The sequence below is a fragment of the Dysgonomonas sp. Marseille-Q5470 genome (genome assembly GCF_951230145.1).
In the GTDB taxonomy this organism is placed as follows: domain Bacteria; phylum Bacteroidota; class Bacteroidia; order Bacteroidales; family Dysgonomonadaceae; genus Dysgonomonas.
Genome location: NZ_CATNVE010000002.1, coordinates 466,913 through 492,268, shown reverse-complemented (window position 1 = coordinate 492,268; position 25,356 = coordinate 466,913). Strand labels below are relative to the sequence as shown.

The 25,356-nt window shown below is 37.7% G+C and carries 16 protein-coding genes; 7 read left to right on the top strand and 9 right to left on the bottom strand.

Features of this window, described 5'->3' with window-relative positions; translation table 11 throughout:
- Nucleotides 1-12: 12 nt before the first annotated feature.
- The 6 genes from QOX35_RS05345 to QOX35_RS05320 all read right to left on the bottom strand — a co-directional run bounded on the left by QOX35_RS05345 (nucleotide 13) and on the right by QOX35_RS05320 (nucleotide 5,793).
- A complete protein-coding gene (locus tag QOX35_RS05345; protein ID WP_283686077.1) occupies nucleotides 13-1,443 on the bottom strand; it encodes a M56 family metallopeptidase in 1,431 nt (476 codons plus the stop codon).
- 2 nt (nucleotides 1,444-1,445) lie between these two features.
- Nucleotides 1,446-1,826 (bottom strand): BlaI/MecI/CopY family transcriptional regulator, encoded by a 381-nt coding sequence (locus QOX35_RS05340; protein WP_283686076.1) that lies wholly within the window; start codon nucleotides 1,824-1,826, stop codon nucleotides 1,446-1,448.
- Between the two features lie 133 nt (nucleotides 1,827-1,959).
- Complete coding sequence (locus QOX35_RS05335) at nucleotides 1,960-2,958, bottom strand: class II fructose-bisphosphate aldolase (protein ID WP_135105059.1); 999 nt, start codon at nucleotides 2,956-2,958, stop codon at nucleotides 1,960-1,962.
- Between the two features lie 170 nt (nucleotides 2,959-3,128).
- Nucleotides 3,129-4,034 (bottom strand): sugar phosphate nucleotidyltransferase, encoded by a 906-nt coding sequence (locus QOX35_RS05330; RefSeq protein ID WP_283686075.1) that lies wholly within the window; start codon nucleotides 4,032-4,034, stop codon nucleotides 3,129-3,131.
- A 472-nt stretch (nucleotides 4,035-4,506) separates the two neighbouring features.
- A complete protein-coding gene (locus tag QOX35_RS05325; protein WP_283686074.1) occupies nucleotides 4,507-4,875 on the bottom strand; it encodes a VOC family protein in 369 nt (122 codons plus the stop codon).
- A 96-nt stretch (nucleotides 4,876-4,971) separates the two neighbouring features.
- Nucleotides 4,972-5,793 (bottom strand): AraC family transcriptional regulator, encoded by an 822-nt coding sequence (locus QOX35_RS05320; protein ID WP_283686073.1) that lies wholly within the window; start codon nucleotides 5,791-5,793, stop codon nucleotides 4,972-4,974.
- Nucleotides 5,794-6,351: 558 nt separating this feature from the next.
- Between QOX35_RS05320 and QOX35_RS05315 the strand changes: the two genes are divergently transcribed.
- The 6 genes from QOX35_RS05315 (at nucleotide 6,352) to QOX35_RS05290 (ending at nucleotide 15,292) form a co-directional block, all read left to right on the top strand.
- Nucleotides 6,352-7,647, top strand: coding sequence for a mechanosensitive ion channel family protein (locus QOX35_RS05315; protein ID WP_283686072.1), 1,296 nt, complete (start codon nucleotides 6,352-6,354; stop codon nucleotides 7,645-7,647).
- 184 nt (nucleotides 7,648-7,831) lie between these two features.
- Nucleotides 7,832-8,305 carry a MarR family winged helix-turn-helix transcriptional regulator gene (locus QOX35_RS05310; RefSeq protein ID WP_135105064.1) on the top strand — a complete coding sequence of 158 codons (474 nt, stop codon included), beginning with the start codon at nucleotides 7,832-7,834 and terminating at the stop codon, nucleotides 8,303-8,305.
- Between the two features lie 13 nt (nucleotides 8,306-8,318).
- A complete protein-coding gene (locus QOX35_RS05305) occupies nucleotides 8,319-9,437 on the top strand; it encodes an efflux RND transporter periplasmic adaptor subunit (protein ID WP_283686071.1) in 1,119 nt (372 codons plus the stop codon).
- Nucleotides 9,438-9,469: 32 nt separating this feature from the next.
- A complete protein-coding gene (locus QOX35_RS05300) occupies nucleotides 9,470-12,640 on the top strand; it encodes an efflux RND transporter permease subunit (RefSeq protein WP_283686070.1) in 3,171 nt (1,056 codons plus the stop codon).
- 2 nt (nucleotides 12,641-12,642) lie between these two features.
- On the top strand, nucleotides 12,643-14,049 hold the full coding sequence (locus QOX35_RS05295; RefSeq protein WP_135105067.1) for an efflux transporter outer membrane subunit: 1,407 nt from the start codon (nucleotides 12,643-12,645) through the stop codon (nucleotides 14,047-14,049).
- Between the two features lie 736 nt (nucleotides 14,050-14,785).
- Complete coding sequence (locus tag QOX35_RS05290; RefSeq protein ID WP_283686069.1) at nucleotides 14,786-15,292, top strand: hypothetical protein; 507 nt, start codon at nucleotides 14,786-14,788, stop codon at nucleotides 15,290-15,292.
- A gap of 295 nt (nucleotides 15,293-15,587) precedes the next feature.
- On the opposite strand, the gene QOX35_RS05285 is transcribed toward QOX35_RS05290, so the two are convergent.
- From QOX35_RS05285 to alaS, 3 genes are all read right to left on the bottom strand, one after another.
- Nucleotides 15,588-17,435 carry a DUF349 domain-containing protein gene (locus tag QOX35_RS05285; protein ID WP_283686068.1) on the bottom strand — a complete coding sequence of 616 codons (1,848 nt, stop codon included), beginning with the start codon at nucleotides 17,433-17,435 and terminating at the stop codon, nucleotides 15,588-15,590.
- Nucleotides 17,436-17,560: 125 nt separating this feature from the next.
- Nucleotides 17,561-21,163, bottom strand: coding sequence for a type IX secretion system periplasmic lipoprotein PorW/SprE (gene porW, locus QOX35_RS05280; protein ID WP_283686067.1), 3,603 nt, complete (start codon nucleotides 21,161-21,163; stop codon nucleotides 17,561-17,563).
- A gap of 415 nt (nucleotides 21,164-21,578) precedes the next feature.
- Entirely contained in the window at nucleotides 21,579-24,197 is a 2,619-nt protein-coding gene (gene alaS, locus QOX35_RS05275; protein WP_283686066.1) for an alanine--tRNA ligase, read from the bottom strand.
- Between the two features lie 184 nt (nucleotides 24,198-24,381).
- Here alaS and QOX35_RS05270 point away from each other — a divergent pair, with 184 nt between their 5' ends.
- Entirely contained in the window at nucleotides 24,382-25,353 is a 972-nt protein-coding gene (locus QOX35_RS05270) for a M23 family metallopeptidase (protein ID WP_252636758.1), read from the top strand.
- Nucleotides 25,354-25,356: the final 3 nt, after the last annotated feature.

Below are 25,356 nucleotides of genomic sequence, written 5' to 3'. Positions count from 1 at the left end.
GTTATCGGGATATTACTTTTTCAATGTTATTTTTATAACATTTTTATTTCCATACGCCGAAGCAGCGTCCTTATTCTTAAGCACTTCCACTGATTCTATGTTGTTTGGGTCGAGTGAGTCCATATCTTTTTTCGAAGATTCTTTTCCATCTATTAGTATTAATAGTTGATCCGGCAAATTATTTGATTTTTCGCTTTTCTTTGTCGATGGCAAAATCGATATAGTACCCTTTTTGTTTTCCAAATTATTGTTTGTTACAACAAGGGAGTCGGATATATGAGTGTTGCGCTTTTTCTTTGTGGTTATTAATATAGCACCTCCTCTAGCGTCGTTTCCAAAGTGGTCTGTTGCTGTTTTGTCTTTTAATACAGATATGCTTTCTATCTCATCAGGGCTAAGATCTTTTATACCATCTTGCGACTTTATCCCATCTATAATATATAGAGGTTGCAGCTCTTCGGCATTCGTAAAGGTGACTTTTTCTTTCAATTCTACTTTTATACTGTCCTTAGCTCTTAATACAAGGATCTCAGGCTTGTCAGGGCTTCCCTCTTTCTTTATCGGTATCATTGTATTTTCTATCGGTTGTACGATGTAATTGGGCACAGCCGAAAGCCATATAAATACTCCGAATACAGGAACAATAGTAAGGGCAGAGATTCGTTTCCAAGGCGAGCTTTTTTCTTTACGTAGCATATTTAGCCGGTTGATAGGTTTGTGATCGTTGAATGAACTGGTAAAAGAAAATACCTGCCCCTGAAATCGTTGGTTGATAAGTACTGCCTGATATATTGCCGGAGAAACGCCCGATTCTATGACTGCTTTATCTGCCAGAAACTCGTGGTTTTCCTTTAGTAGATGTACATAGAACCAAGATAAAGGATTGAACCATTGTATAAGCAATATACACTCGCTGCACAGGAGGTCTAACCAATGTCTCTGATTGATATGCATGATTTCATGCTGTAGAATTAGCTCTTTTTCTGTTTTGGAAAGGCTCTGAGTATTTAGTAATACATAGTTTAAGACGGAAAATGGCGATTTGATATGATTGCTTTCTATTATATTAATATTGTCTTTTTTCGCATGTGTACCATTTCTTACAAGCAAGCGAAGCTTTCTGTATGCCATAACATTTCTGCCTGATACAATAAAGAAGCCTGTGAGATATACGATAAAGAGAATTGTCCATATATCCGGCGATTGTGATTTGACGGTATAGGCTGTTTCTGATATCGTTCTTTCCACTGTCATTACTGCGGGAACGAATACATCGTAAGTATAACGGATAGCCGGTATTATGAATGACATTATAAAGCCCGATACTAAGAATATTCTATTGAACCGATAGAACGTAGTAGAGCGGAGGAAGATAATATATACGATGAGGAATATGCTTAGGCATATACCCGATTTGACAATATATAAAAGAAAAGCTTCCATCGTTATTCAGGGTTAGTATCTTTTTCTTCGAGAGTTTCACGTGTTTCTTTCAGAAGCTTATCCATCTCTTCTATACTGAGATTGGTTTCTTTAGCAAAGAATGAAACCATGGAGGAAAAAGAGCCGTTGAAATAGTTCTTAACGAAGCCAAACAATTGCTTTTTAGAATAATCATCTTTTGTTACAATTGCTTTATAGATATTTGAGCGACCTTCGCTACGATGTTCTACAAAGTTTTTGTTTTCGAGTATGCTGAGTATTGTAGCTATGGTAGTACGTGCAGGTTTGTTTTCGTCAAACTTTTTTAATATATCCTGAACAGTACCTTCTTCCATTGTCCAAAGGATCTGCATTATTTGTTCTTCGGCTTTCGTTAGTTGCATGATATAAAAATTATATAGGCTATAAATATACGTCTATTTATCTAGACTATTCGGTGTTTGTGATTAAAAAATCATAAAATAAAAAAGGAGCTACTAATTAGTAACTCCCTTTTCAGATTATATAAAAGTCTTTTTATTCAGCTTTTCCTGCACTACCTAACACAGCTTCAATTTTGTGTTTGTATAGTTTCTTCATATTGTCGCGAGCTGGTCCAAGATATTTGCGTGGGTCAAATTCAGCAGGTTTAGTTGCAAATACTTCACGAACAGCAGCAGTCAAAGCAAGACGGCTGTCAGAGTCGATATTGATTTTGCAAACAGCTGATTTTGCAGCTCTACGAAGTTGTTCTTCTGGGATACCGATTGCATCTTTAAGTGCACCACCATATTTGTTGATAGTTGCTACTTCTTCTTGAGGAACTGAAGATGCTCCGTGAAGAACGATAGGGAATCCAGGAAGTTCTTTTTCGATAGCTTCAAGGATATCGAAACGCAATGGAGGTGGAACTAAATGACCGTTCTCATCTCTTGTACATTGTTCAGGAGTAAATTTGTTTGCTCCGTGAGAAGTACCGATAGAGATAGCCAAAGAGTCGCAACCTGTTCTTGTAGCAAAGTCTACTACTTCTTCAGGTCTTGTATAAGTATGATGTTCTGCAACAACTTCGTCTTCTACACCTGCTAATACTCCAAGTTCGCCTTCAACTGTTACACCAAACTGATGTGCATATTCTACAACTTTCTTGGTTAGAGCAATATTTTCTTCGTATGGAAGGTGAGAACCGTCGATCATTACAGAAGAGAATCCTGAATCGATACAGTCTTTACATGTTTCGAAAGTATCACCGTGGTCTAAGTGAAGCACGATTTGTGGTTTTTCCCAACCTAGACTTTTAGCATATTCTACAGCACCCTGTAGCATATAACGTAATAAAATAGGGTTAGCATATTGACGAGCACCTTTTGATGCTTGAACAATTACCGGAGATTTTGTTTCAGCAGCAGCTTGAACGATAGCCTGCAATTGTTCCATGTTGTTTACATTGAAAGCAGGGATAGCATATCCTCCTTTTACAGCTTTTGCAAACATCTCTTTAGTGTTTACTAATCCTAGGTCTTTATAACTTACCATTGTTGTTAAATTTATTATTATATAATGTATATTTATTGAAATTCATGCCTTTTTGCTATCCAAGGTGTACAAATCTCGTTAATTCGTGTTGTCACCTATAGATTACTATGCAAAAGTAACAAAAAATAGTGATAAAAGATTTCAAAATAGTATAAAATAACCTTTTAGGTTTATTTCCATAAAGGAGTAGGATACTCACCCTTTTCTACTAACTTTTGAAGCTTTTCTACTACTCCATCTCTATCTTCAGCATATGTCACACCAAACCACTTGGATGGAGTGTCCAAGACCTTAACGTCTGCTGTTTTGTTCAAAATCAAATGATCTACTAACAGCGGGATAAAGTACTCGGCTTTGTGGTTTCCTTCATTTGCTTCTAAGAACTTAACAAAGTACTTGTCAGAATGTTCGAAATAGTCGGGAGTGAAGCCCCACATATTCATCGAAACGGGAGCATTTTCAGGTAATTCGAACCAATAGTTTTCTGCATCTTTGTACTGAATTACACCGTCTTTACGCTCGATGTGGGTACGTTCTACGATGCTCGATAGAAAATGATTGTTATCTGTTTCGCAAACACCTCTAGCGACAGCCCCACTTTCCGACAAAGTATTGCTTAAACGGTATCCGACCATGCAATAATGGTTTTCAGTTCCGGCCATTGCTATTAATTGTTTTGCTAGTATTTCATAGCTTTCGCGTCCATAGAAGTCATCAGCGTTGATCACAGCAAAAGGTTCATGTATAACCTCCTTAGCCATCATCACAGCATGATTTGTACCCCAAGGCTTTTGTCTGTCGGGATGTAGTGTAAAACCCTCAGGTAGGTTGTCCAATTCCTGATATACTACTTCTACCGGTATATGCTTTTCGTATTTGGATATAATCTTTTCACGAAATTCTTTATCAAATGATTTTCTGATAACAAAAACTATCTTTCCAAATCCAGCTCTAAGAGCATCGTAGATCGAATAGTCCATAATGGTTTCGCCATTGGGACCAAGACCGTCAAGTTGTTTCAATCCGCCATAACGGCTTCCCATGCCGGCAGCAAGTACGTACAAGGTTGGTTTCATAAGTATATTGTTTTTCGATTAGTAATTTTCAGGCGCAAAGATAGTTTATTTATAGATTAATAAGAATAGTGATGCGATATATTCTATTCACATTTGTTGTGTAATCTTATCTGTGTCTTTGCTTTATTCTCTCGGAAAAGATTTGTAGAAGACCATCTGATTATTGATTGAATGCAGAAACGGAATGGAATTCTTAATGATAACTTAATGATTTTTTATAAGTTTGCGTACTTCGCCTCCGACCTAAAAAAAGGTTAAGATTTGTTTAGAGTCTGTTTAAACTTTATTCAATAATAATTTTATAGTCGGTATTTCAAGACAAAAGTTCGTTCTATTACCCGACGTTGTTTGATCGTTCTGAAACCACCTTTAAATATTGTTTTAAGTATCCGAAAAGCAGATTGTTTTATAACAATTCATTGAAATTTAAACAGACTCTTAGTCCCTAATTTATATTTCCTATTTCATCTGCTTATTGTGCTGAATGAAGTCCTAACTTATTTCCTTCTGTATCCATAAACAGTGCAAAAAATCCCATTTCAGGACTGATTTGGGTTTTCTCTACAATGATTTGCCCCCCATTTTTGCTTACCTTTTCGAGCATTGGTTGTAGGTCATTTCCTGCATTCAAGTAAAGAACCGCTCCATCACTTGTCGGTTTGTAATCGGCGCCTTTAACTAAAACTACATTTATGGTTTCCCCGTCACTCGGCAAAACCCCCATTTGTGTTCCGTCCATATCGACTTCTTCGATCGTAATGCCTAAGATCGTTTGATAAAAATGAACTGCTCTTGAGAAGTCTGTTGTTGGAATTTCTACTATTGAAATTAAATTACGCATAATTTTTTATCTTTTGTTATTTTTATAAATTAGATTGATTAGAAATTGCAAAGATAAAATACCGTTAATCTTCAAAATTGTAAAAATGCGACAGCATTAACCTTTTTTGTAGAAAAGGGATGACAGCACATTTTGTCTGTTTTCTAAAAACTCCTTAGGATTGGTTCCTGTAAATTCTTTAAAATCTTTGATAAAGTGTGCCTGGTCGTAATATTCGTTTTCGTAAGCGATTTGAGTGAGTGTTTCCGTTTTATGGCTGAGTAACATTTTCAGAGCCGTTTGTAGCCGGATTACTTTTCCTAATTGTTTGGGGCTGATTCCGATTTGCTTCATAAAGTTTCTTTCCAATTGTCTGCGCTTGGATAAATTTTCTTTGAGGATTGTACTAATCGATGAATTTCCATTTGTTAAGAAAAGTGTATCAATAGTTGATTTTACAATATTGTCGATTGTGGCTTTCTCGTTGATTTTGTTCAATAAAAAAGTTTCGACAATCTTAATTCTTTGTTGCGTGTCGGTTGCGTGAATGATATTTTGTTCCAACTCGTTTGCTTTTGTTACTTCAAAAAGCTCAGTGATCGGGGTTTCCTTATTTGCAAGATCTTTGATAGACGTTTTTACAAAATTTGCAAAACCGTAAGGATAGAAACGAACCGCAAAAGTATTTACATAGCCTGTTGGTTGAATGTAAAAAGGGTCTATGATCTGACCAAGAACCATTGCACGAGGTTGGAGTATAAATTCACATTCGGAAGTAAAACGTCTAATATCGTCTCCGAGAATAAAAGCCATTTCCAAACAGCCATCGGGTACAATTCGTTGTTTCTCTGCGTTGTTTTCGGCAGGAACTTCCAACGTCCAGTAACATTTAACTAATGATTTAAGGACATTGCTTGGTTCAAATGTTTCGTAGTGCATTTCTGCTAAGAGTCTGTTTAAATTTCAATGAATTGTTGTAAAATAAGTTTTTTATCATATCTATCGTTTGAATTGGTTGTGAGTGAAATTTATCCAACCGACATAACTGATAACCAATGACAATATATTGAAAAAAGTTTATTATCGAAAGAGCGTAAACGAAAACATGATGTAAAGAGATATTTAATGATGTTTTTTACTTGGTAAAAACAAGCTGCCAATGGCGAATGTTCCCTAAAGACTATTCTAAATGAGAACCGGTGTTTTATTATCGCAAATAGTCATTCTATGAGGCGTTTGGCCTATTACTGCGTAAATTCCGAGATCTGTCAGATTTAGGCGTAAGGAAAACAAGGAAGCCAGTTTAGATATACTGGATAGTCAAAGTGTCAAGTGAGGGAATAATAAGGTAGTCAACAATTTTATTCGTTGTAAATATGAGGTTTTATAAAATTTAAGAGAAAATAGTTTTAGAAGAAGTCGAATTATTTCATATATTTATGTGTTTTGAAGTATGAAGATTGATTTTAATACAAATAAGGTAATAAAATGATAGAAATGGATTCAAAGGAGATACAAACTGAAGCAGGTTCGATAACCAAAACTATTGCTCTATGGATACAAGACTTTTTGATAGGATTGGGCGTTCCCGAACAAGGGATAATATATACCAAACTGATTGTGTTATTTGCATTAGTTGTAATAATAGTATTGTGCTTGCAATACTTATTAAGGAGGATATTGCTTTTTGTTTTTCATAGAGCGGTCAATATAACAAAACTATCTTTTATTAATTATACAATAGAAAACAGGTTGCCGCATTATCTTGCACTGATAGGCCCTTATTCTTTTGTGAGAGGAACGATTCCCGTGATATTCTATGATTTCCATACAATGATTACCCCGATGCTTAAAGCTACCGATGTATATATGGTATTCATGGTTATCTGGATTATTATGTCAATTGTTCGGTCATTTGGTGGTGTTTTGCAAGAAAAGCCTGCTTTCCAGAATAAACCTATGAAAAGTTATTTCCAGGTTGTTCAAATTGTATTGTTTATTTTTGGAGCCGTTGTTATCTACTCTATCCTCACAGGCAAGTCGGCTACTACATTTTTTGCTGCGATGGGAGCGGCTTCTGCTATTCTGATGTTATTATTCCAAGATTCAATAAAGGGATTTGCCGGGAGTATTCAGGTTACAACAAATAATATGGTTCAAATCGGTGATTGGATTACGATGAACAAATATGGTGCAGATGGCAATGTAGAAGAGATAAATCTTACAACCGTTAAAATCAGAAATTTTGATAAAACAATAACAACGGTACCTACTTATGCCTTGATTTCCGATTCGTTCCAAAACTGGAGAGGAATGCAGGATTCGGGAGGAAGACGTTTTCGTAGAGCACTGAACATAAAACATAATACAATACGATTTCTAACCGATGATGAGCTGGAGAAGTATAAAGAGATTGATGAGCTAAAAGACTATATCACAGCTAAACAAAAGGAATTTTCGAAGATGCCTAAGCGAGAGGGCTTATTATCAAATATGTATCGGATAACAAATAGTGACTTGTTTCTTCAGTATGGGATATATTATTTACGCAACCATCCGAGGATTGATAAGAACCTCACTTTGCTGGTAAGACAATTGCCTCCCGGACCTCAAGGGTTACCAATAGAACTATATACCTTTACTAATACCACCGTATGGGCCGAATATGAACTTATATTATCTGAAATAGTAAATCACTTTATTGGCATTGTCAAATATTTTGATCTCACAATATTTGAAGAATCTTCCGGAAGTGATATTTTTGATGTATATATCAAGGAAAATGTAAAATAGTAAATTTTGTATTCTCTTACTGGGAGCGCCTTTTCGTAAATTATAATAGCGAAAAGGCATTTTTTTTGTAAATGAATGTTATTTATTTTTTAAAAAACGTTAATATTGTAAATTAATTTGGTCGCATTGTACGCTTATAACAAGTGTGCTTATTACTTTTGTCCCGAAATATAAAAACTATTGAATGGTGGGAAATTGTAATAAGTTAGAAGATTCCAATGATGATATAGGTTATTTAATTTGGAAAGTTTCTAAATATTGGCAGAGAGGGAAGCTCCGCCTGTTAGGTGAATTTGGTCTAACAGGGTCACAATTGGAGTTGCTTGGAGCGATCTATCATATGTCGAGAGAAAATACTGAAGCTACACAAATTATTCTGTCGCAAGAGACAGGTATTGATCCTATGACTACTTCTACTATATTAAGAAATCTTCAAAAGAAAGGCCTTATAAGTAGGAGGGAAAGCGCAACAGATACCAGAGCCCGGATTGTGGAAGTGACCAAATCAGGCTCGGAACTCTTCGAAAGAGCTATTGCTAAAGTAAGGGAAGGGCAAAGCTTATTATTTGAGAATATTGATTGTGAAGCACTGAAAACTCAATTACAGATTCTTTTACAAGAAATAGAACGATTTAATAAAGTAACAACAGGTAATTAAATATTGATTAGGTATGAATTTAAGACAGATTGTTTTTGGAGCAATGGCTCTAATGGTTATAACATCATCTTGTGGTGGAGGAGCCAATCCTTTTGCGCAGACTAATACGGCACCGCAAGAATATAAAACAGCCGTGCTAAGTGAAGAAAGTGTAGAGCTGGAGTCTGTATATCCGGTTACTATCAAAGGCCAGGAAGATATCGAGATCAGACCGCGTATAGATGGATTTATTGATGCTATTTATATAGACGAGGGGTCTGTAGTAAGAAAAGGGCAAGCATTGTTTAAGATTAACTCGCCTTCAGCTATCCAGGCTGTAACAACAGCGAAGGCTGCAGTTGCCAGTGCCGAAGCTCAGTTGCAAACAGCGAAACTGAATGTAGACAGAATTAAACCATTGGCAGACAAAGGTATTGTTAGTACAACACAGTTGGCAACTTATCAAAATGCATACAATGTGGCTCTGGCAACAAAGAACCAGGCTGAGGCTACTTTGGCAAATGCTAACGCAACATTAGGCTGGACAAATGTGACAAGCCCTGTTGATGGAGTTGTTGGAACCATCGCCTTTCGTCAGGGAAGCTTGGTTAATAACTCAAATGTTTTAACTACAGTTTCGAGCATAGGAAGTGTGTTTGCTTATTTCTCATTGAATGAAAAAGATCTTGTTTCCTTGTTAGCTAACTTGCCGGGAAAAAATCAGGCTGAAAAGATAAAAAATCTGCCTAAGGTATCGCTGAGAATGGCTGATGGAACAATGTATCCGGAAAAAGGAGTTATTAAAACGATATCAGGTCAGGTGAATGTAACTACCGGCTCTGTAAACCTAAGAGCTGAATTTACTAATTCAGAAGGTCTTTTGCGTAGTGGTTTCAGCGGAAATCTTTTGATTCCTAAACACATTGAAAAGGCTCTTGTTGTACCGCAGGCAGCTACATTGACCAAACAAAATAAATTGCTCATCTATAAAGTTGTTAGTGATTCTATAGCTGTTCAAACTCTTATAGATGTTGCTGCTACGCCTGATGGCAAAAGATACGTTGTTACAAACGGGCTTGTGCCTAACGACCGAGTTGTAGTAGACGGTATTGCAACATTGTCTGACAGTGCTAGAATTATTGTCAAGAAATAGATAATTTATTTAATAAATAAAATAAGGAAATAATGTTAAAGACATTTATAGAAAGACCTGTGCTTTCTACTGTTATTTCTGTCATCATTGTAGTATTAGGTATTATTGGGTTGGCAACGTTGCCAATAGAACAATATCCGGATATTGCACCTCCGACAGTACAGGTTCAGGCTACCTATCCGGGTGCAAATGCGGATGTGGTATTGAATAGTGTGGTTATTCCCCTCGAAGAACAGATAAACGGTGTGGAAGGGATGACATATATGACATCGTCAGCCAGTAATGGTACGGCTACCATTAAGATACTCTTTAAGCAAGGAATTAATCCGGACATTGCATCTGTAAACGTACAAAATTTAGCTGCACGTGCTACACCGTTGCTTCCGCAAGAGGTGACTCAGCTAGGGGTAATTGTATCAAAACAGCAGAATAGTACACTATTAGGTTTGACTTTGAGCACAAATAACCCTGATTATGATGGTCAATTCCTTCAGAATTATGCTAACATCAATATCTTACCTCAGATAAAGCGTGTATATGGTGTTGGTAATGCCAGTGTGTTTGGCGCAAGGGACTACTCGATGCGTGTTTGGTTAAAGCCTGACGTAATGGCTGCATATAAGATTTCTATACAAGAGGTCTCAGCAGCATTAGTAGATCAAAATATAGAAGCAGCACCGGGTGAATTGGGGCAAAATAGTGATCAGTCGTTCCAATATACCATGAGATATACAGGAAAACTGAAAACCGAAGAAGAATTTGGTAATATCATACTACGCTCTCAAGACGGACAAATTTTGAGATTGAAGGATATTGCTAAAGTTGAGCTGGGTTCGTTGAGCTATAGCGTTGTTTCAGAAACAGACAAAAATCAGTCTGTATTTATAATGATCAACCAGACTGCAGGATCAAATGCACAGGAGGTTATTAAGAATGTTAAGGCTGTACTGAATGATGCAGAAAAAACATTGCCTTCGGGAGTTAAGATCAATTATATAATGGACTCCAGTGAGTTTTTGGATGCATCTATAGAGAAAGTAATCCATACGTTAATTGAAGCCTTTATATTGGTGTTTATAGTCGTGTTTGTATTCTTGCAGGATATAAGATCTACTCTTATTCCGGCTATAGCTGTTCCTGTTGCCATTATCGGTACATTCTTTTTCTTACAGGTGTTTGGGTTCTCTATAAATCTATTGACACTGTTTGCTCTCGTGTTGGCTATCGGTATTGTGGTCGATGATGCCATTGTCGTCGTCGAGGCGGTACATGCGCAGCTCGATGCCGGAGAAAAAGATCCGAAAGTAGCTACGATCACAGCCTTGAAAGAAATTGCACCTGCGATTATATCCATTACACTTGTAATGTCGGCGGTGTTTATTCCGGTCAGCTTTATTGGAGGGACTTCAGGTATATTCTTTAAGCAGTTCGGGTTAACCCTTTCTATTGCAATTCTTATTTCGGCGATCAATGCATTGACGTTAAGTCCTGCTTTGTGTGCTCTCTTTTTGAAGCCACATGATGAGGAGCATAAGAGCAAAAGTTTCATCCAACGCTTCTATTATTACTTTAATATGACTTTCAACAGTGCGACTCAAAAGTACAAGAAGAGTCTTCACTTCCTTGGAAGAAAAGGACATCGTTGGATTACAGTAGCTATAATCATCGTATCGTCAGTTGTTTTATTCGGATTGATGAAGCTGTTACCTACAGGTTTTGTGCCTAATGAGGATAGTGGTGGTGTTCTTGCCTTTGTAACATTACCTCCGGGATCTTCTTTGGAGAGAACAGATTCTGTTGTTAGCGAAGTTGTTAAAATAGCCCATGATATAGAAGGTGTTAAGAGTGTTACAAACATTACAGGGGTTAACTTTATGGCTGGTATGAACAGTTCTTACGGTACCCTAGTCGTGAAAATGGAACCTTGGAATGACCGTAAATTGTCAACAAACGAAGTGTCTGCAATCCTAAAAGAAAAGACAAGCAAGATAAAGGGCGCTACTTTCTTCTTTGTGGCCACCCCAACCCTTCAAGGTTTTGGTTTGGGAGCAGGGGTTGAGATGCAATTGCAAGACCGTACGGGAGGTGATATCAACAAATTTAATGATGTTGCTCAAAATATCCTTCAAAAACTGCGGGCTAGAAATGATGTTGTCCTTATGGCCATGACCAACTTTAACCCTGCTTTCCCTCAGAAAGAGATATCGGCCGATTTGCCAAAGATAAAAGCTGCCGGTCTTACTCTTAGTGAAGTAATGGGATCATTGCAGGCTTATGTAGGTAGTTCATATGCTTCAACGTTCAACTTGTATGGAAAACAATTTAGGGTGGTACTGCAAGCATCTCCTGAATATAGAAGAAAATGGGATGATTTGAGTGGTTTGTTTGTGAAGACAAAATCCGGAGAGATGGCTCCAATTACAGAATTTCTTCATGTAGAAGATATTGTTGCTCCTCCAACATTGAGCCGATTTAATATGTATTCATCTATCGACTTGACCGTTATACCTAACCTAATTGATGGAAAGAGTACCGGTGACGTATTACGTCTATTGGAAGAATGGTCTCAAGATAAAACTATTTTTCCTGATGGATATACTTTCGAATATTCAGGTATGACTAGAGAGGAGGCTGGTAGTGGAAGCCAAACAATATTAATATTTGGCATTTGTTTGATATTCGTTTATTTATTGCTGTCTGCCTTGTACGAAAGTTACATTATACCATTGGCCGTGTTATTCTCTTTGCCGGTGGGTCTTGCCGGAGTATTTATATTCTTGATGATATTCGGTCTTTCGCGGGGAATTGTAAATAACATATATGTCCAAATATCGATGATTATGTTAATCGGGCTGCTGGCAAAGAATGCTATCCTTATTGTGGAATATGCATTACAGCGACGTCAGCAAGGTATGAGTATTGTGGAAGCTGCCGTAAACGGAGCTGTAGCACGTCTTCGCCCGATCTTGATGACTTCCTTTGCTTTCATTGCAGGTATATTACCTCTGATGTTTGCATCAGGAGCAGGGGCCATAGGTAACAGATCGATCGGTATTAGTGCTGTAGGGGGTATGTTTATTGGGACTATGCTTGGGGTACTGGTTATTCCTTCCCTATATATTATATTCCAGACAATACAGGATAAGATAAGTAAATCGGGTATGATTAACTCTAATGATGAGTTTATTAATAAAAACCAATAACAATGAAGAGAAAATATATAAAAGGTGTGGTTCTGTTGGGAGTAATACTCTCAATGGGATTCACCTCCTGCGGAATAGTAAGTAACTATAAAGCTCCTGAAATAGACTCGCAAGATATGTTTAGGGGAGAAAATCCCACAGATACTACTACGATTGCAAATATCCCGTGGAGGGAATATTTTACAGATCCTGCCCTTCAGGCTCTTATTGATGAAGGATTGGCTAATAACTTTGATATGAGAATAGCTTATACCAGAATCCAACAAGCTGAAGCAGGTCTGGTGGTTGCTAAATCTGCGTATTTCCCAACTATAGCTTTAGCCGGTCAGGTGACGCACACACGAGGAAGTATTAAAAACGGAAAAGAGAGAGTATTAGGATATGAAACCGGCACTCAGTTTGGATTGGGTTTTGCCGTACAATGGGAAGCCGATCTTTGGGGAAAACTTAGTAGCAAGTCGAGAGCTCAGTACGCTAATTTGGTTAGTACTCATGCTTATCGTAACTTGATACAGACGTCATTGGTTGCCAATATCGCAACTACTTATTATTCCCTATTGGCTTTAGACGAGCAACTAAAGATTACGAAGGAGACAATAGGTTTGCTTAAAGAATCTACGGCTACTATGACCGATATGATGCAGGCTGGATTGCTCAACCGTGCAGGTGTTAAACAGAGTGAAGCATTGTTGTATAATACGCAAGTTAGCGTGCCTACACTTGAGAGCCAAATAAGAAAATTGGAGAATTCTCTTTCTGTTCTTGTTGGTCGCAAACCAGGTCCGGTATATAGAACTGCGATCAAAGATCAACCTGTTCCTTCTCATTTACAATATGGCATACCAGCACAAATGTTGGCGAAGCGTCCGGATGTAATTCAAGCTGAAATGGGATTCAGATATGCATTTGAAATGAGGAATGTTGCTCAGCGATCTTTGTATCCTTCATTAACATTGGGTACGTCAACAATAGGTTATGCTTCTAATACATTGTCTCAGTTTTTTCAACCAGCCAATATATTAGCTAATATAGTAGGAGGCTTAACTCAACCTATTTTTGCAGGAAATCAGTTGAGAGGACAATATAAAGTGGCTAAAGCTCAACAGGAAGAAGCACTGTTAACATTTGAACAAACAGTCTTAAAAGCAGGACAAGAGGTTTCTGATATAATGTATACTTACGAATCATCGTTACGTAAAAACGAAGATAGAGCCAAGCAAGTGGAAGCCCTCTTTACTGCGGTGGATGATACTAAAGTTTTGCTGAAAGCCGGAGAGGCAAATTATACAGAGGTGCTAAACGCAGAGCAAAATCTGTTGCAAGCACAACTTGGCCAGGTAAATGATAAGCTCGAACAGCTTCAGGCAACTGTTAATTTATACAGGGCGCTTGGAGGAGGTGTAGAGTAATACAATCTGAAACATACCAAATATTTAATAAGGATATTCGTGATGAATATCCTTATTTTTTTAGGCTGAGATTTTATCAATTTAACTAAAAAAAGTATTTTATTTAAGATTTGGCTGTCCTATTTTTTTATTGTATCTTGCCTCCTGAACAACGACATAGAGCAAATTGAAGACAAATAAAGCTCATAATTATATAAAAAGGAATAGTTAAAAAATACAGGAGTGAAAGGATCATTCTTGTATCTTTTGTTTTATAGTACAGGATTTTTATTGAATGAATTTATGTGAACTCACACTATCTGGAAATTCCTGAAATTATTATCTAATGTATACGAAACCGGATGGCAATTACTGAAAATTATACTTATTAATTTTTTAGGTAAAAAGAGATTCTTGCTGTATAGTGTATTCGCTATAGCTAAATGAAAGATGAGACAAGATAATGATCTACATAAGCTGCTAAACTTATTTTTAATAACCTTAATTGCTTTGGTCTTGCTTATTTGGTTTTGGACAAAGTAAGATTTAATACAAATAAACAACATAAATTAATTGATTGATTTTAAATTTCTTTAAGCTAGATGATTCTTAGGCGTTTTGAATAAAAAATCAACTATATCTGGTTCTGATTGCCAGCAATCCGTTCGGTTAGTGCAGTAAAAGAATAAAGACTTTTGCAACCAAGTAAAGGTGAAATGATTATAATTAATGGAAATTGTAAAAAATAAATTTTGCTATGAAGAAAAGCATTCTTGTATTGATTCTTTGCTGCTTGGTTTGTATAGGCTATGTTTATCTGTGCTTTAAGCCAATTATTATTCATAAACCTTATGTTCAATATAAATTTTTGGCTGACAGTCTCTATAATCCTATTGATAAAATAGATTTTACTCTAGGGAAGAATAAAATTATTATTTATACTAGCGTTCAAGATGTTACTTTTTTACCTGATAATATTAAAAAATGGACAATATTGGAGTGTCGAAATAACAAAACGATAGAGAGAGTCAAAAACAATTTTGTATTTGAGAGAATAAATAATAATATTGCAGAAACAACGGATTTTAATAGTAGAATATTTTTTTTCAAAAACAATGAATTAGTATTTTCGGATAAGTTTATGGTAGAAAGAAGTATTTTTTTGCATTTTAAGAATACAGGTTGGGTCTTGGCAACAAATTATAATGAGTTGATAGGGTGTTTTTCCGAATTCAGACCTGTTTATTTCCCCATTATCAAATAGGCCATCCTAACAAGTTAATTATATATAGTGATAAACTTTACAGTAATTTTTTTTGTTTCGGAATTTAAAAAGGAAGAGGTACAAATAAAAATTATATTTTACACAGAATATATATGCTTTAGAATTTCTTTGCTAATATTTCATTCAATATCGATGAAGTCTGATTGTATAGAGTTATTTTTTCATTAATTGTAAAACTTCGAGCAATACATTCGAACATATTGTGAACACTGTCAAAACAAAAAAGGTTGTCCATATTAGACAACCTTTCTTCTATATGTATTTTCAATAAATTCTACTTTTCCAATTCATTCAGGTTCTCATCAAGAGCCTCTATTTTCTTAACAAGCAACTCCATTTCTTCTTTCAGCTTTTCAATCTTATTATTTACATCCTTCAACAGTCCGCTTGCCCCTTTAGATGAAATAGACAGGAAGTTCATGTTGTTTTCATAAGTCTGAAGATCTGATTTTACTTTATTGTACTGATGCATCAAATGATCACGCTCTCTGTACAAAGCTCTCTTAGGATTATCCTGTTTTGAGATGTCTTTTATATTCGATTTGAAAGATTCGAAACGGCGTTCTGTCTTATCCACTTTCAGACGATCATAATGAGCATCAACAGCCTGATGGAATTCTTTATAAATTTTATCCTTTTCTTTGAATGGAACAAAACCGATTTTATGCCATTCGTCTGCTAACTCACGCACCTTAGCGATAAGTTCAGATGGATCCAAAGACTGATCAACATTTTTGATCTTCTCTATTATTTCTTTTTTAGCAGCCAGGTTATCCAATTCTTCGCTTTTCTGAGAAGACTCATTTTTCTTCTTTTGTTCAAAGAAATAATCACAAGCCGTTACAAATTCTTTCCATATAGCATCCGAATATTTGCGAGGCACAGGCCCTATAGTCTTCCACTCTTTCTGTATAGCAATCAACTTATCTGTTGTAGACTTCCAGTCTGTACTATCTTTTAGGGCTTTTGCTTGTTCTGTCAATGCACGTTTCTTGTCCAGATTTTCGTCCATTTCACCTCTCACTCCCTTAAAGAATTCGCTCTTCTTTTCGAAGAATGCATCGCACAACGAACGGAACTCTTCAAATATCTGATTATTTACTTTTTTAGGAACAAAACCGATTGTCTTCCACTTAGCTTGAAGCTCTATCACTTCCTTGCTCTTTTCATCCCATTCTTTGAAAGAAGTCAAAGTAGAATAATCTATGTTTTTCAAGGCTTCACAAATTGCAGTCTTTTCAACCAGATTTTCTTCTTCCCTACCTTTCAGTGACTCGAAATGAGTCTGATATTTTTTATTTATAGCTGTAGAAGCATTCTTAAATCGAGTCCAGATTTCTTCTCTCAGTTCTCTGGCAACAGGGCCTATCTCGCGCCATTGCTGATGGAAATTCTGTAACTGATGAAAAGCTGAAACCGAATCAGTATCATCTATCAGTTTTTCTACCGATTCGCAAATCGCATTTTTGAGTTCAAGATTCTTCTTGAAATCATAATCACGAAATTCATTGTTGATCTTTATCAGATCATAAAACTTCTCTGTATATATTTGATAAGATTTCCACAATTCTTTCTCTTTCGACTGAGGAACCGAGGTTACATCATTCCATCCCTGCTGCAAGTCTTTAAACTCTTTATACAGCTTATTGAAGTCATCAGAACTTTCGGTCAAGTTCTTAATTGACTCTATTATCTGAAGTTTTTTATTATAATTTTCTTCTTTAAGATTTTCTTCGGCTGCTGCCTGGCTTGCACGTTTTTCTTTTAATTCACTCAAGAAAGTTTTCAGCACATCCTCACTCGGATCAGGTGCAGGAACAAATGCTTCGGCATCGTTTCCGGCTTCAATAAATTCGGCCTTTTGCTCTTCTATAGCAGCAGAACGCAACTTATAAAAAGCTTGCTTAAGCGACTCTACTTCAGCTCTCGAAGGAATTTCAGTTTGTGCAGTCAAGTTTTTTAATTTTTCAATTATCTCATCTTTGGTCAAAGATACTTGCTTTGCCACCGAAGTCTCTGTAGATGTTTCCGATTGCTCTTTCGCTTCCTCTTCAACAGATTGGTTTGTAACTTCCTCTGGTAGATTATTTTCTGGCAATTCAGGATTTAGGTTCTCGTTCATATAGTTAGTTTTTAGGATGAAAGGCATAGCCTCTAGTAATTCATAAGGCAAATTAATGATTTTTTTTTGTTATTTCAACTATCAGAGCACACCTTTTTTAGTTTTTGACGCCAAAAGCTCATTTTTCATCTTTTTTCTTTCAAACGCTGCTTTCTTCTTTCTTCCGCTTCACGCTCTTTTTGTTTGCGTTCCTGTTCTTTAGCCTTCTCTTTTTCCTTACGTTCTTTTTCGCGCTGACGCAAGCGTTCTTTCTGTTCACGTTCCTTTTGCTTACGGTCTGCCTCTTTCTGTTTACGGGCATCTTCACGAGCCTTCACAGCAACTTTGGCTGCATCTTCTTTTTGCTTCTCTTCCAGTCGTTTTTGTTCCTCAACCTGCTTATTCGCAGTCTTAATAGAATCCTCGAGTGCTTTTTCTACATTCGCTATCGAGTCTGTTCGGGCTTTCTCTACTTTGTTGATAGAATCTAAGCGAATTCTTTCTATTGCTTTTTGTTGTTTTTCGTGTTCTTTACGCAATTTCTCATCTTCCTTGAGTTCTTGCTTTTCTTCTTTTGTCAGTTTTTCCCTATTCTTGTATCGGTCAAACAAACTCTTAATACCATCAACAGGATTGCTGACAACATTAGATATATCATCTATAACGTTATTTATTTCTCCGGCTTTTTGTAATTGATCTTTCGACAACAAGTCATCCCCTGTTATCTGTTTATCATTTACTTTCGTTTCAGGTTGTTTTTGTACAGGCTTTTCAGACACGACAGGTCTTTGAGGTATAATAACTGGTTCTTTTGCTAGTTCTTCAAGTTCTTTAGCCTTACTCTCCTCTTTAGCCTCAACAGCTTCTGCAATTTCTACAGGCTGAGCAGATTCTATATGCTTCTCACCACTCCATGAAGCTATCAACTGAGGGTATTGTTCTGCATAATGCTCTCTAAAGTATGCCATATATTGCTCTAAGCCAAGACGAGGAAGCACATTAATATAATTATCCGTTGATATCGGCACTACAAGAATTGCCGTATCGAGATGCTGTATCAACCCTTCTTTGCTATATGCTTTCGATAGATATGACCTTATCGCAGCAAAAGAATTAAATCCTTTCATCTGCAATACCTCATACGGAGGATCTGTATCGAAGCTCAGGTCGAATGTCTGAATAACATAATTGGTAAAGTTATAGTCGGCCACCTGATAGAGTAATTCGTTTCGGTCTATCGTCTTTGGTTTAAACATCAGCATCAACACATAAGGCACATCCAACGTGTCGAAGTATTGCAACGTTTTCCCTTTAGAAGCAAGTAAAGAATCAGCACCCTGATAAGCCTTACTCCAGTCAAATCCGGTAACGGGAGAACCATCCGAGAGTAATATTTTCCCGCTTTTCAGGCGTTCAAGTATTTCGCCTGCCAAAGGAGTAATATCAGACTTCGGATATTTCTTCACTAAATCCGTCAAGTTCGCTTCCAGATTGCCCGCATCACGTTCTTGAGCATAAGTCAATGCATTCAGTAAAGTAAAATTAGGCATCAGGTCAGTAAACGGATACTTGGTATTCATTGCTGTATAATTGCGCCTTACAGTTTCCACATCTGCGTGTTGATATGCTTTATAGGCTTCGTTGTAGAGCGAATCCTGCAAGCTAGCCATGTTTCGGAAATTCCATTCATAGTCGGGTTGAGAAACAGGCCCGGCGTACTTACCCGATGCAAACTCATTCATCAGTTTAGATCGGTATGTAGCCATCATATTATTATCTCCCAAACGCATATAAATAAGGAACAGTTGATAGTAAATTTCTTCCAGGTTAGGCGTATTAGGGAAGCGGTGTATATTTGTATTAAAGGCATCGATAGCCAAATCCATATCTTGCAACTTATCTTTATATATCAGCCCCATCTTATACAAGGCATCCTCGATAAGGACATTTGATTCTGTAATAGCTTCGGGAGTCAGAGGTAATTGTTGCAAATAATACTCAACGGAGTATACGTCATCAACGGAATTCTTTGGTTTGTTGAGTTCTTCATTCTGAGCTTGAAGCTCCTTTATCCGATGCACTTCTGTATTCAGAGAATCGGTTTCTTGCGCGGCATCTACCTCATCAAAAATCCCTGGAGATCGCTTATTACGTCTGCGCCAATCATCTTCCAGCTTACGATTTCCCCATTGTTGTTGAAATGCTATCTTACCCTGATTTACTGCTTGTTCGTTATAGAAATAGAATGTAGCTGCACCTTGCTGTGTAATAACAGGGGGGGCTACTGGCGTCTTGTTAGATTGGTCAAACAGTTGTTCATTTATATCATCCCACGACGATATGCGCTCCTGCCGTTCTTCGATCCGCCTTTGGGTATCCTCTTCTTTTTGTCTCTTTGCTTCTTCTTTTTTCAGCTGCTCTATCTTATCTTTAATAATGTGAAGACGTTCCTCTTCAGGAAGTTGAGCTATATATTGCAAACTATCTTGTTCTTCTACTACTTTAACATGTACAACCAGTTCATCTAGTACACTCGACCTTAAAGCTACTTTTGGATAATCGTGATGAGATTTATTCAATTGAGGCAAAGCTTCTGAGTAACAAGGTTGAGCCAAGACAAATTTGCGCTTAAGAAAATATAGGTCTCCGAGTTTTATCTGAGCCATTGCCTTATCGTATCCATTACGGGTACTCTCTTTCGCTCCCTTTTTATAGCTTTCAACAGCCTTCAAGGTATCTGATTTCTCAAGATATATATCTCCCAGAGTAGTATATATCTGATCGAGATATTCTTTGTTACGTGATTTCTTAGACATGCCCGACAGTATGGATAATGCCTTTGTCTTTGCCGGAGAGCCATCCAGCTCTATTTGTCTGAGTTGTGCATTGAATGTATACTTATAAGGTGTACTCATACCCTTAATAGACGCAAAAGCCTTATCTGCTTTGGCTTTGTCTCCCAGCTGAGCATAAAGCTGCCCCAAAAGATATTTCATGCGGGTCTTTTGATGCTTATTCTTTTCGCTCTTTATGGCTATCTCCAATTGAGGTATGGCAGCATCATACTCATTATTACAAACCAGATAATTGGCTTTCACCAATGCATAAAAACCTTTATGCTTTTCGGGGGCTCCTCCTGCTATCTCTATTTTATGTAAGATATCTCCGGCTTCATACATCCATCCCATTTCAGTATATGCACGTGCTATCCACAACTGACACTCAGCTACAATCTCGGGATTGGTACTGTATATCTTGGTTATATACAGGAACGTACTGACAGCCTGCAAATAGTTCCCGTCCTGAAATTCAGCTTTCGCCAGCAACAACCATACCTGATCCATAAACGGAGTATATTCTTTTTGACGAAGCCACGCCTGATATTCGGCATCGTTTCGCCTATCGGGATCACGCTTGGGCTTTGCAGTTATCGAATGCAGCTTGATTGCTTTAGTTGTTTTGTCTATCGTGGTTGTAAAATTCCCCGATGATGCACCAAGTGAGTCCGTACTTTTCGGGAAAATATAGACCAATTGCGAAAGATTGTCTTCCCTCCCCTTCTCTTTTGCTTCGAGCGCTTCTTTGTAAGCTATATCAGCATTGTAGTGTATATTATAACGTGTATTCACCGAATGGTAAAAACGTGTCAAGGCGGTGTTCTTCTTATTAGAACATGACGATGTGATAAGGAGGATAAACAATACACCAAATCCTATGTATAGTGTACGTACTAGATTATTTTGTGACACGTATAAACCAACAGCTGATTAATCATATATAAAACACAAAAATAAGCATTTTATTGTTTTATATCCTATCATCGCTTTTGTGCAAGTCTTCAATTATCAATATCCGGATCTAATCTTTTTCATTATACACAAAAGTATATATACTATCTATATATGAATACAGATATAGTCAAGTCCCAAAGAATGGTTACCAAGAGATAAAAAATAAGCTTTCAACTATACAAACTTAACGTGTACATATGTAAACCAGTACCAGCACAAGGAAAAGTGCAGCAGATACAATTAACATTGCTTTTCTCATATTCATTTATGGTATTAGGATTTCCACGAAGATATAAGATTTTAGATAAATAGAAACAAAAAGAGCCAAAATTTAACTTTCGGCTCTTTCTATATTAGAATAAAGGATATCTCCTTATTTTATCTTTTCCATTATTTCGTTCAAAGCCTTTGTCAAACCTTCGGTATTTTTACCACCGGCTGTAGCAAAGTGAGGTTGACCTCCACCTCCACCTTGAATATGCTTAGCGGCATCACGCACCAGTTGGGATGCATTCAATCCGTGATCCTTTACTAGGTCGTCGCTTAGCATCACAGTAAGTAATGGTTTTCCTTCGTATTCGGTAGCTCCTACAAAAGCTGTATTTTCTGCGAATTGACCTTTTATCTGGAAAGCGATATCCTTTACAACTTCACCCGGAAATGGGCCATTCAATACATAGAAGTCAATACCATTTATAACCTGCTTTTTCTTTATCAGAGCATCTTTAATCTGAACGGTCTTTTCCTTAACATACTCTTCAACGGTCTTTTTCATTTCGGCATTTTCCTCAAAGAATTTACGAAGAGCCTGAGTCAGATTTGGAGTATTGTTAAACAGGGATTTCACCTCTGTCAATATATCTTGTTGAGCATAAAAGTAGTCTTCGCAAGCCTCAGCCGTAATTGCTTCTATACGGCGGATACCGGCAGCAATCGAGCTCTCGTTGATAATACGGAACGAACCGATACGTCCTGTAGAAGATATATGAGTACCTCCACAAAGTTCTACTGAATCGCCAAAGCGTATTACACGCACATCTTCACCATACTTTTCGCCAAATAGAGCCATTGCACCCATTTCTTTCGCTTCGGCAATAGGTACATGACGCATTTCCTCACGGATGATGTTCTCTCTGATCTTAGATGTCACATAACGTTCTACTTCACGAATCTCCTTGTCTGTCAACTTTTGGAAATGAGAGAAGTCGAAGCGAAGAACAGACGGAGATACATACGACCCCTTTTGTTCTACGTGACTACCCAGTATTTCACGCAGTCCTTCGTGCAACAAGTGCGTTGCAGTATGGTTGCACTCTGTTGCAGTACGGTTCTTCAGATTGATACGGGCTATAAATGTAGCTGTCAGATCTTGAGGAAGCTTATTAGACAAATGTACTGCCAGATTATTTTCTCGCTTAGTATCCGATATTTCCATTGTTTCGTCATCAGTTGCCAACCAACCACTATCACCTACCTGTCCTCCCATTTCTGCATAGAATGGAGTGCGGCTCAGTACAATCTGATAGAACTCGCTATTCTTTTGTTTTACCTTACGGTAACGTAATATTTCGGTTTCACATTCAGTGAAGTCATAACCTACAAACTCTGTATCACCATCCTTCAATGTTACCCAGTCTTCTGTTTCTACTGCTGCAGCATTGCGGGCACGGTCTTTTTGTTTTTGCATCTCTGCCTTGAAGCCGGCTTCATCTACAGACATACCATTCTCTTTCAGAATCAGCTCTGTAAGGTCGAGAGGAAATCCGTATGTATCATATAAGGTAAAGGCTTCAATACCGCTTAGGACTGTCAATCCTTTTGCTTTTGTATCAGCGATTTGCTTGTCGAGTAGCTTTATACCCGTCTCTAATGTACGCAAGAAAGACTCTTCTTCTTCCTTCATTACTTTTTCAATCAGCGTCTGCTGTTGGATAAGCTCAGGATAAGCATCTCCCATTGTTTCTATCAATGCAGGAAGCAGCTTATACATAAACGACTTGTGCTGATCAAGGAACGTATATCCATAACGAACGGCACGGCGAAGAATACGGCGAATCACATATCCCGCTTTTGCATTCGATGGCAACTGTCCGTCTGTTATAGAAAATGCGATAGTACGCACGTGATCGGCTATCACACGCATCGCAATGTCTTTCTTCGTATCGTCACCGTATGTAGTGTTAGCCAAAGCCCCAAGAGCCTTTATTATAGTCTGGAATACATCTGTATCATAGTTCGATGTCTTCCCTTGAACAGCCATACACAAACGTTCGAATCCCATCCCTGTGTCGATCACTTTAGCAGGAAGTGGATCAAGCGACTTGTCGGCTTTACGGTTGTATTGCATAAACACGAGGTTCCAGATTTCTACAACCTGAGGGTCACTCTGATTCACCAAAGTCAGGCCGTCAACTTTTGCACGTTCTCCATCAGAACGCAAATCTATATGTATTTCGGAGCAGGGGCCACAAGGACCTGTGTCACCCATCTCCCAAAAGTTATCTTTCTTGTTGCCATTGATAATCCGGTCTACAGGTAAATACTTTTCCCAATAGGCTGCTGCTTCATCGTCACGAGACAAGCCTTCGGAAGGGCTGCCTTCGAAAACAGTAACATAGAGACGGTTTTTATCTAATGCCAAAACTTCTGTCAGATATTCCCACGCCCATTCGATCGCCTCTTTTTTGAAATAGTCTCCAAAAGACCAGTTTCCAAGCATTTCGAACATCGTGTGATGGTAAGTATCGTGCCCTACCTCTTCCAAATCGTTATGCTTCCCACTTACTCGAAGGCATTTTTGAGAATCGGCTACACGTGCATACTTAATTGGCGCATTACCCAGAATAACATCTTTAAACTGGTTCATACCCGCATTAGTAAACATCAGTGTAGGGTCACCCTTGATCACCATCGGTGCCGATGGTACAATTTTGTGCTCTTTAGATGCAAAGAAGGATTTAAACGATTCACGAATTTCTTTAGAAGTCATCATATTTTTAAAATTAGTAAATTAGCAAATTAGCAGACATCGGATACACTCCTAACTGTTTGCTAATTTTCACATTTTCATGTTGCCACATTAATTTCTGTTTCTTTATTATAATCAATTTGCAAAAATAGCGCAAAAACTTTACTTTTGTCGAACTCGCGAAAATAAAAATGACAGGAACCATAAAATGAAGCGAAAAGTATATTATAGATACAATCCGCAAACACTCACATATGACAGAATTTATCCTAGCCGCAAAGATAGGATAATTGTGGTTTTCCGTCACCTGATATCGGGTATTGTAGTTGGTATAGTTGGTCTGATAGCAGTTACCTATTTCTTCGATACGCCTTGGGATAAAGCCCAGAAAAAAGAGGATGAACTGATCCGTGCGCAGTACGAAGTCTTGTCTAAGCGGATGGACGAAGTCATAAACGTGATCGGAGATATACAGCAACGAGACGACAATCTCTACAGGGCAATATTCCATGCAGACCCTATCCCCTCCTCTATCCGAAGTTCGGGAGTCGGAGGTATCGGAAGGTACGATTACCTGATGGAGTTGAAAAGCCCCGATTTGATTATACAAACTACAAAGAAGATGGACTTCATCGAAAAGCAAATCTATATACAGTCTAACTCGTTTGATGAAGTGCTCAGCCTTGCCAAAAGCCAAAAAGATCGTCTGAAACATATACCAAGCATACAACCTGTACCCGACAGATACCTGAAACAAGTAGCCTCGGGATACGGCACACGCATCGACCCTATTTATGGTACAGCCCGCTTTCATGCAGGAATGGACTTTGCCGCAAATATAGGAACACCCGTGTATGCTACCGGCGATGGTACAATAATAGAGGTAGGCTGGAAGCAGGGATATGGTAAATGTATTATGATCAGTCATGGTTATGGCTATGAAACGTTATATGCTCACCTCAACGAATACAAAGTACGCCCGGGACAAAAGGTTACCCGTGGCGAGCTGATCGGAGAAGTGGGCAACACCGGAAAATCGACAGGCCCGCACTTACACTACGAGGTACATGTAAAAGGTCAGCCCGACAATCCGGCCAAATACTACTTTATGGATCTCTCTCCTGCTGAGTATGATAAGATGTTACAAATTGCCGCTAACCACGGACAGGTAATGGATTGATGC

Bases quoted from the DNA above. Each gene is read 5' to 3' on its own strand.
- QOX35_RS05345 (WP_283686077.1), bottom strand. From the start codon at position 1,443: ATGGAAGCTTTTCTTTTATATATTGTCAAATCGGGTATATGCCTAAGC.
- QOX35_RS05340 (WP_283686076.1), bottom strand. From the start codon at position 1,826: ATGCAACTAACGAAAGCCGAAGAACAAATAATGCAGATCCTTTGGACA.
- QOX35_RS05335 (WP_135105059.1), bottom strand. From the start codon at position 2,958: ATGGTAAGTTATAAAGACCTAGGATTAGTAAACACTAAAGAGATGTTT.
- QOX35_RS05330 (WP_283686075.1), bottom strand. From the start codon at position 4,034: ATGAAACCAACCTTGTACGTACTTGCTGCCGGCATGGGAAGCCGTTAT.
- QOX35_RS05325 (WP_283686074.1), bottom strand. From the start codon at position 4,875: ATGCGTAATTTAATTTCAATAGTAGAAATTCCAACAACAGACTTCTCA.
- QOX35_RS05320 (WP_283686073.1), bottom strand. From the start codon at position 5,793: ATGCACTACGAAACATTTGAACCAAGCAATGTCCTTAAATCATTAGTT.
- QOX35_RS05315 (WP_283686072.1), top strand. From the start codon at position 6,352: ATGGATTCAAAGGAGATACAAACTGAAGCAGGTTCGATAACCAAAACT.
- QOX35_RS05310 (WP_135105064.1), top strand. From the start codon at position 7,832: ATGGTGGGAAATTGTAATAAGTTAGAAGATTCCAATGATGATATAGGT.
- QOX35_RS05305 (WP_283686071.1), top strand. From the start codon at position 8,319: ATGAATTTAAGACAGATTGTTTTTGGAGCAATGGCTCTAATGGTTATA.
- QOX35_RS05300 (WP_283686070.1), top strand. From the start codon at position 9,470: ATGTTAAAGACATTTATAGAAAGACCTGTGCTTTCTACTGTTATTTCT.
- QOX35_RS05295 (WP_135105067.1), top strand. From the start codon at position 12,643: ATGAAGAGAAAATATATAAAAGGTGTGGTTCTGTTGGGAGTAATACTC.
- QOX35_RS05290 (WP_283686069.1), top strand. From the start codon at position 14,786: ATGAAGAAAAGCATTCTTGTATTGATTCTTTGCTGCTTGGTTTGTATA.
- QOX35_RS05285 (WP_283686068.1), bottom strand. From the start codon at position 17,435: ATGAACGAGAACCTAAATCCTGAATTGCCAGAAAATAATCTACCAGAG.
- alaS (WP_283686066.1), bottom strand. From the start codon at position 24,197: ATGATGACTTCTAAAGAAATTCGTGAATCGTTTAAATCCTTCTTTGCA.
- QOX35_RS05270 (WP_252636758.1), top strand. From the start codon at position 24,382: ATGAAGCGAAAAGTATATTATAGATACAATCCGCAAACACTCACATAT.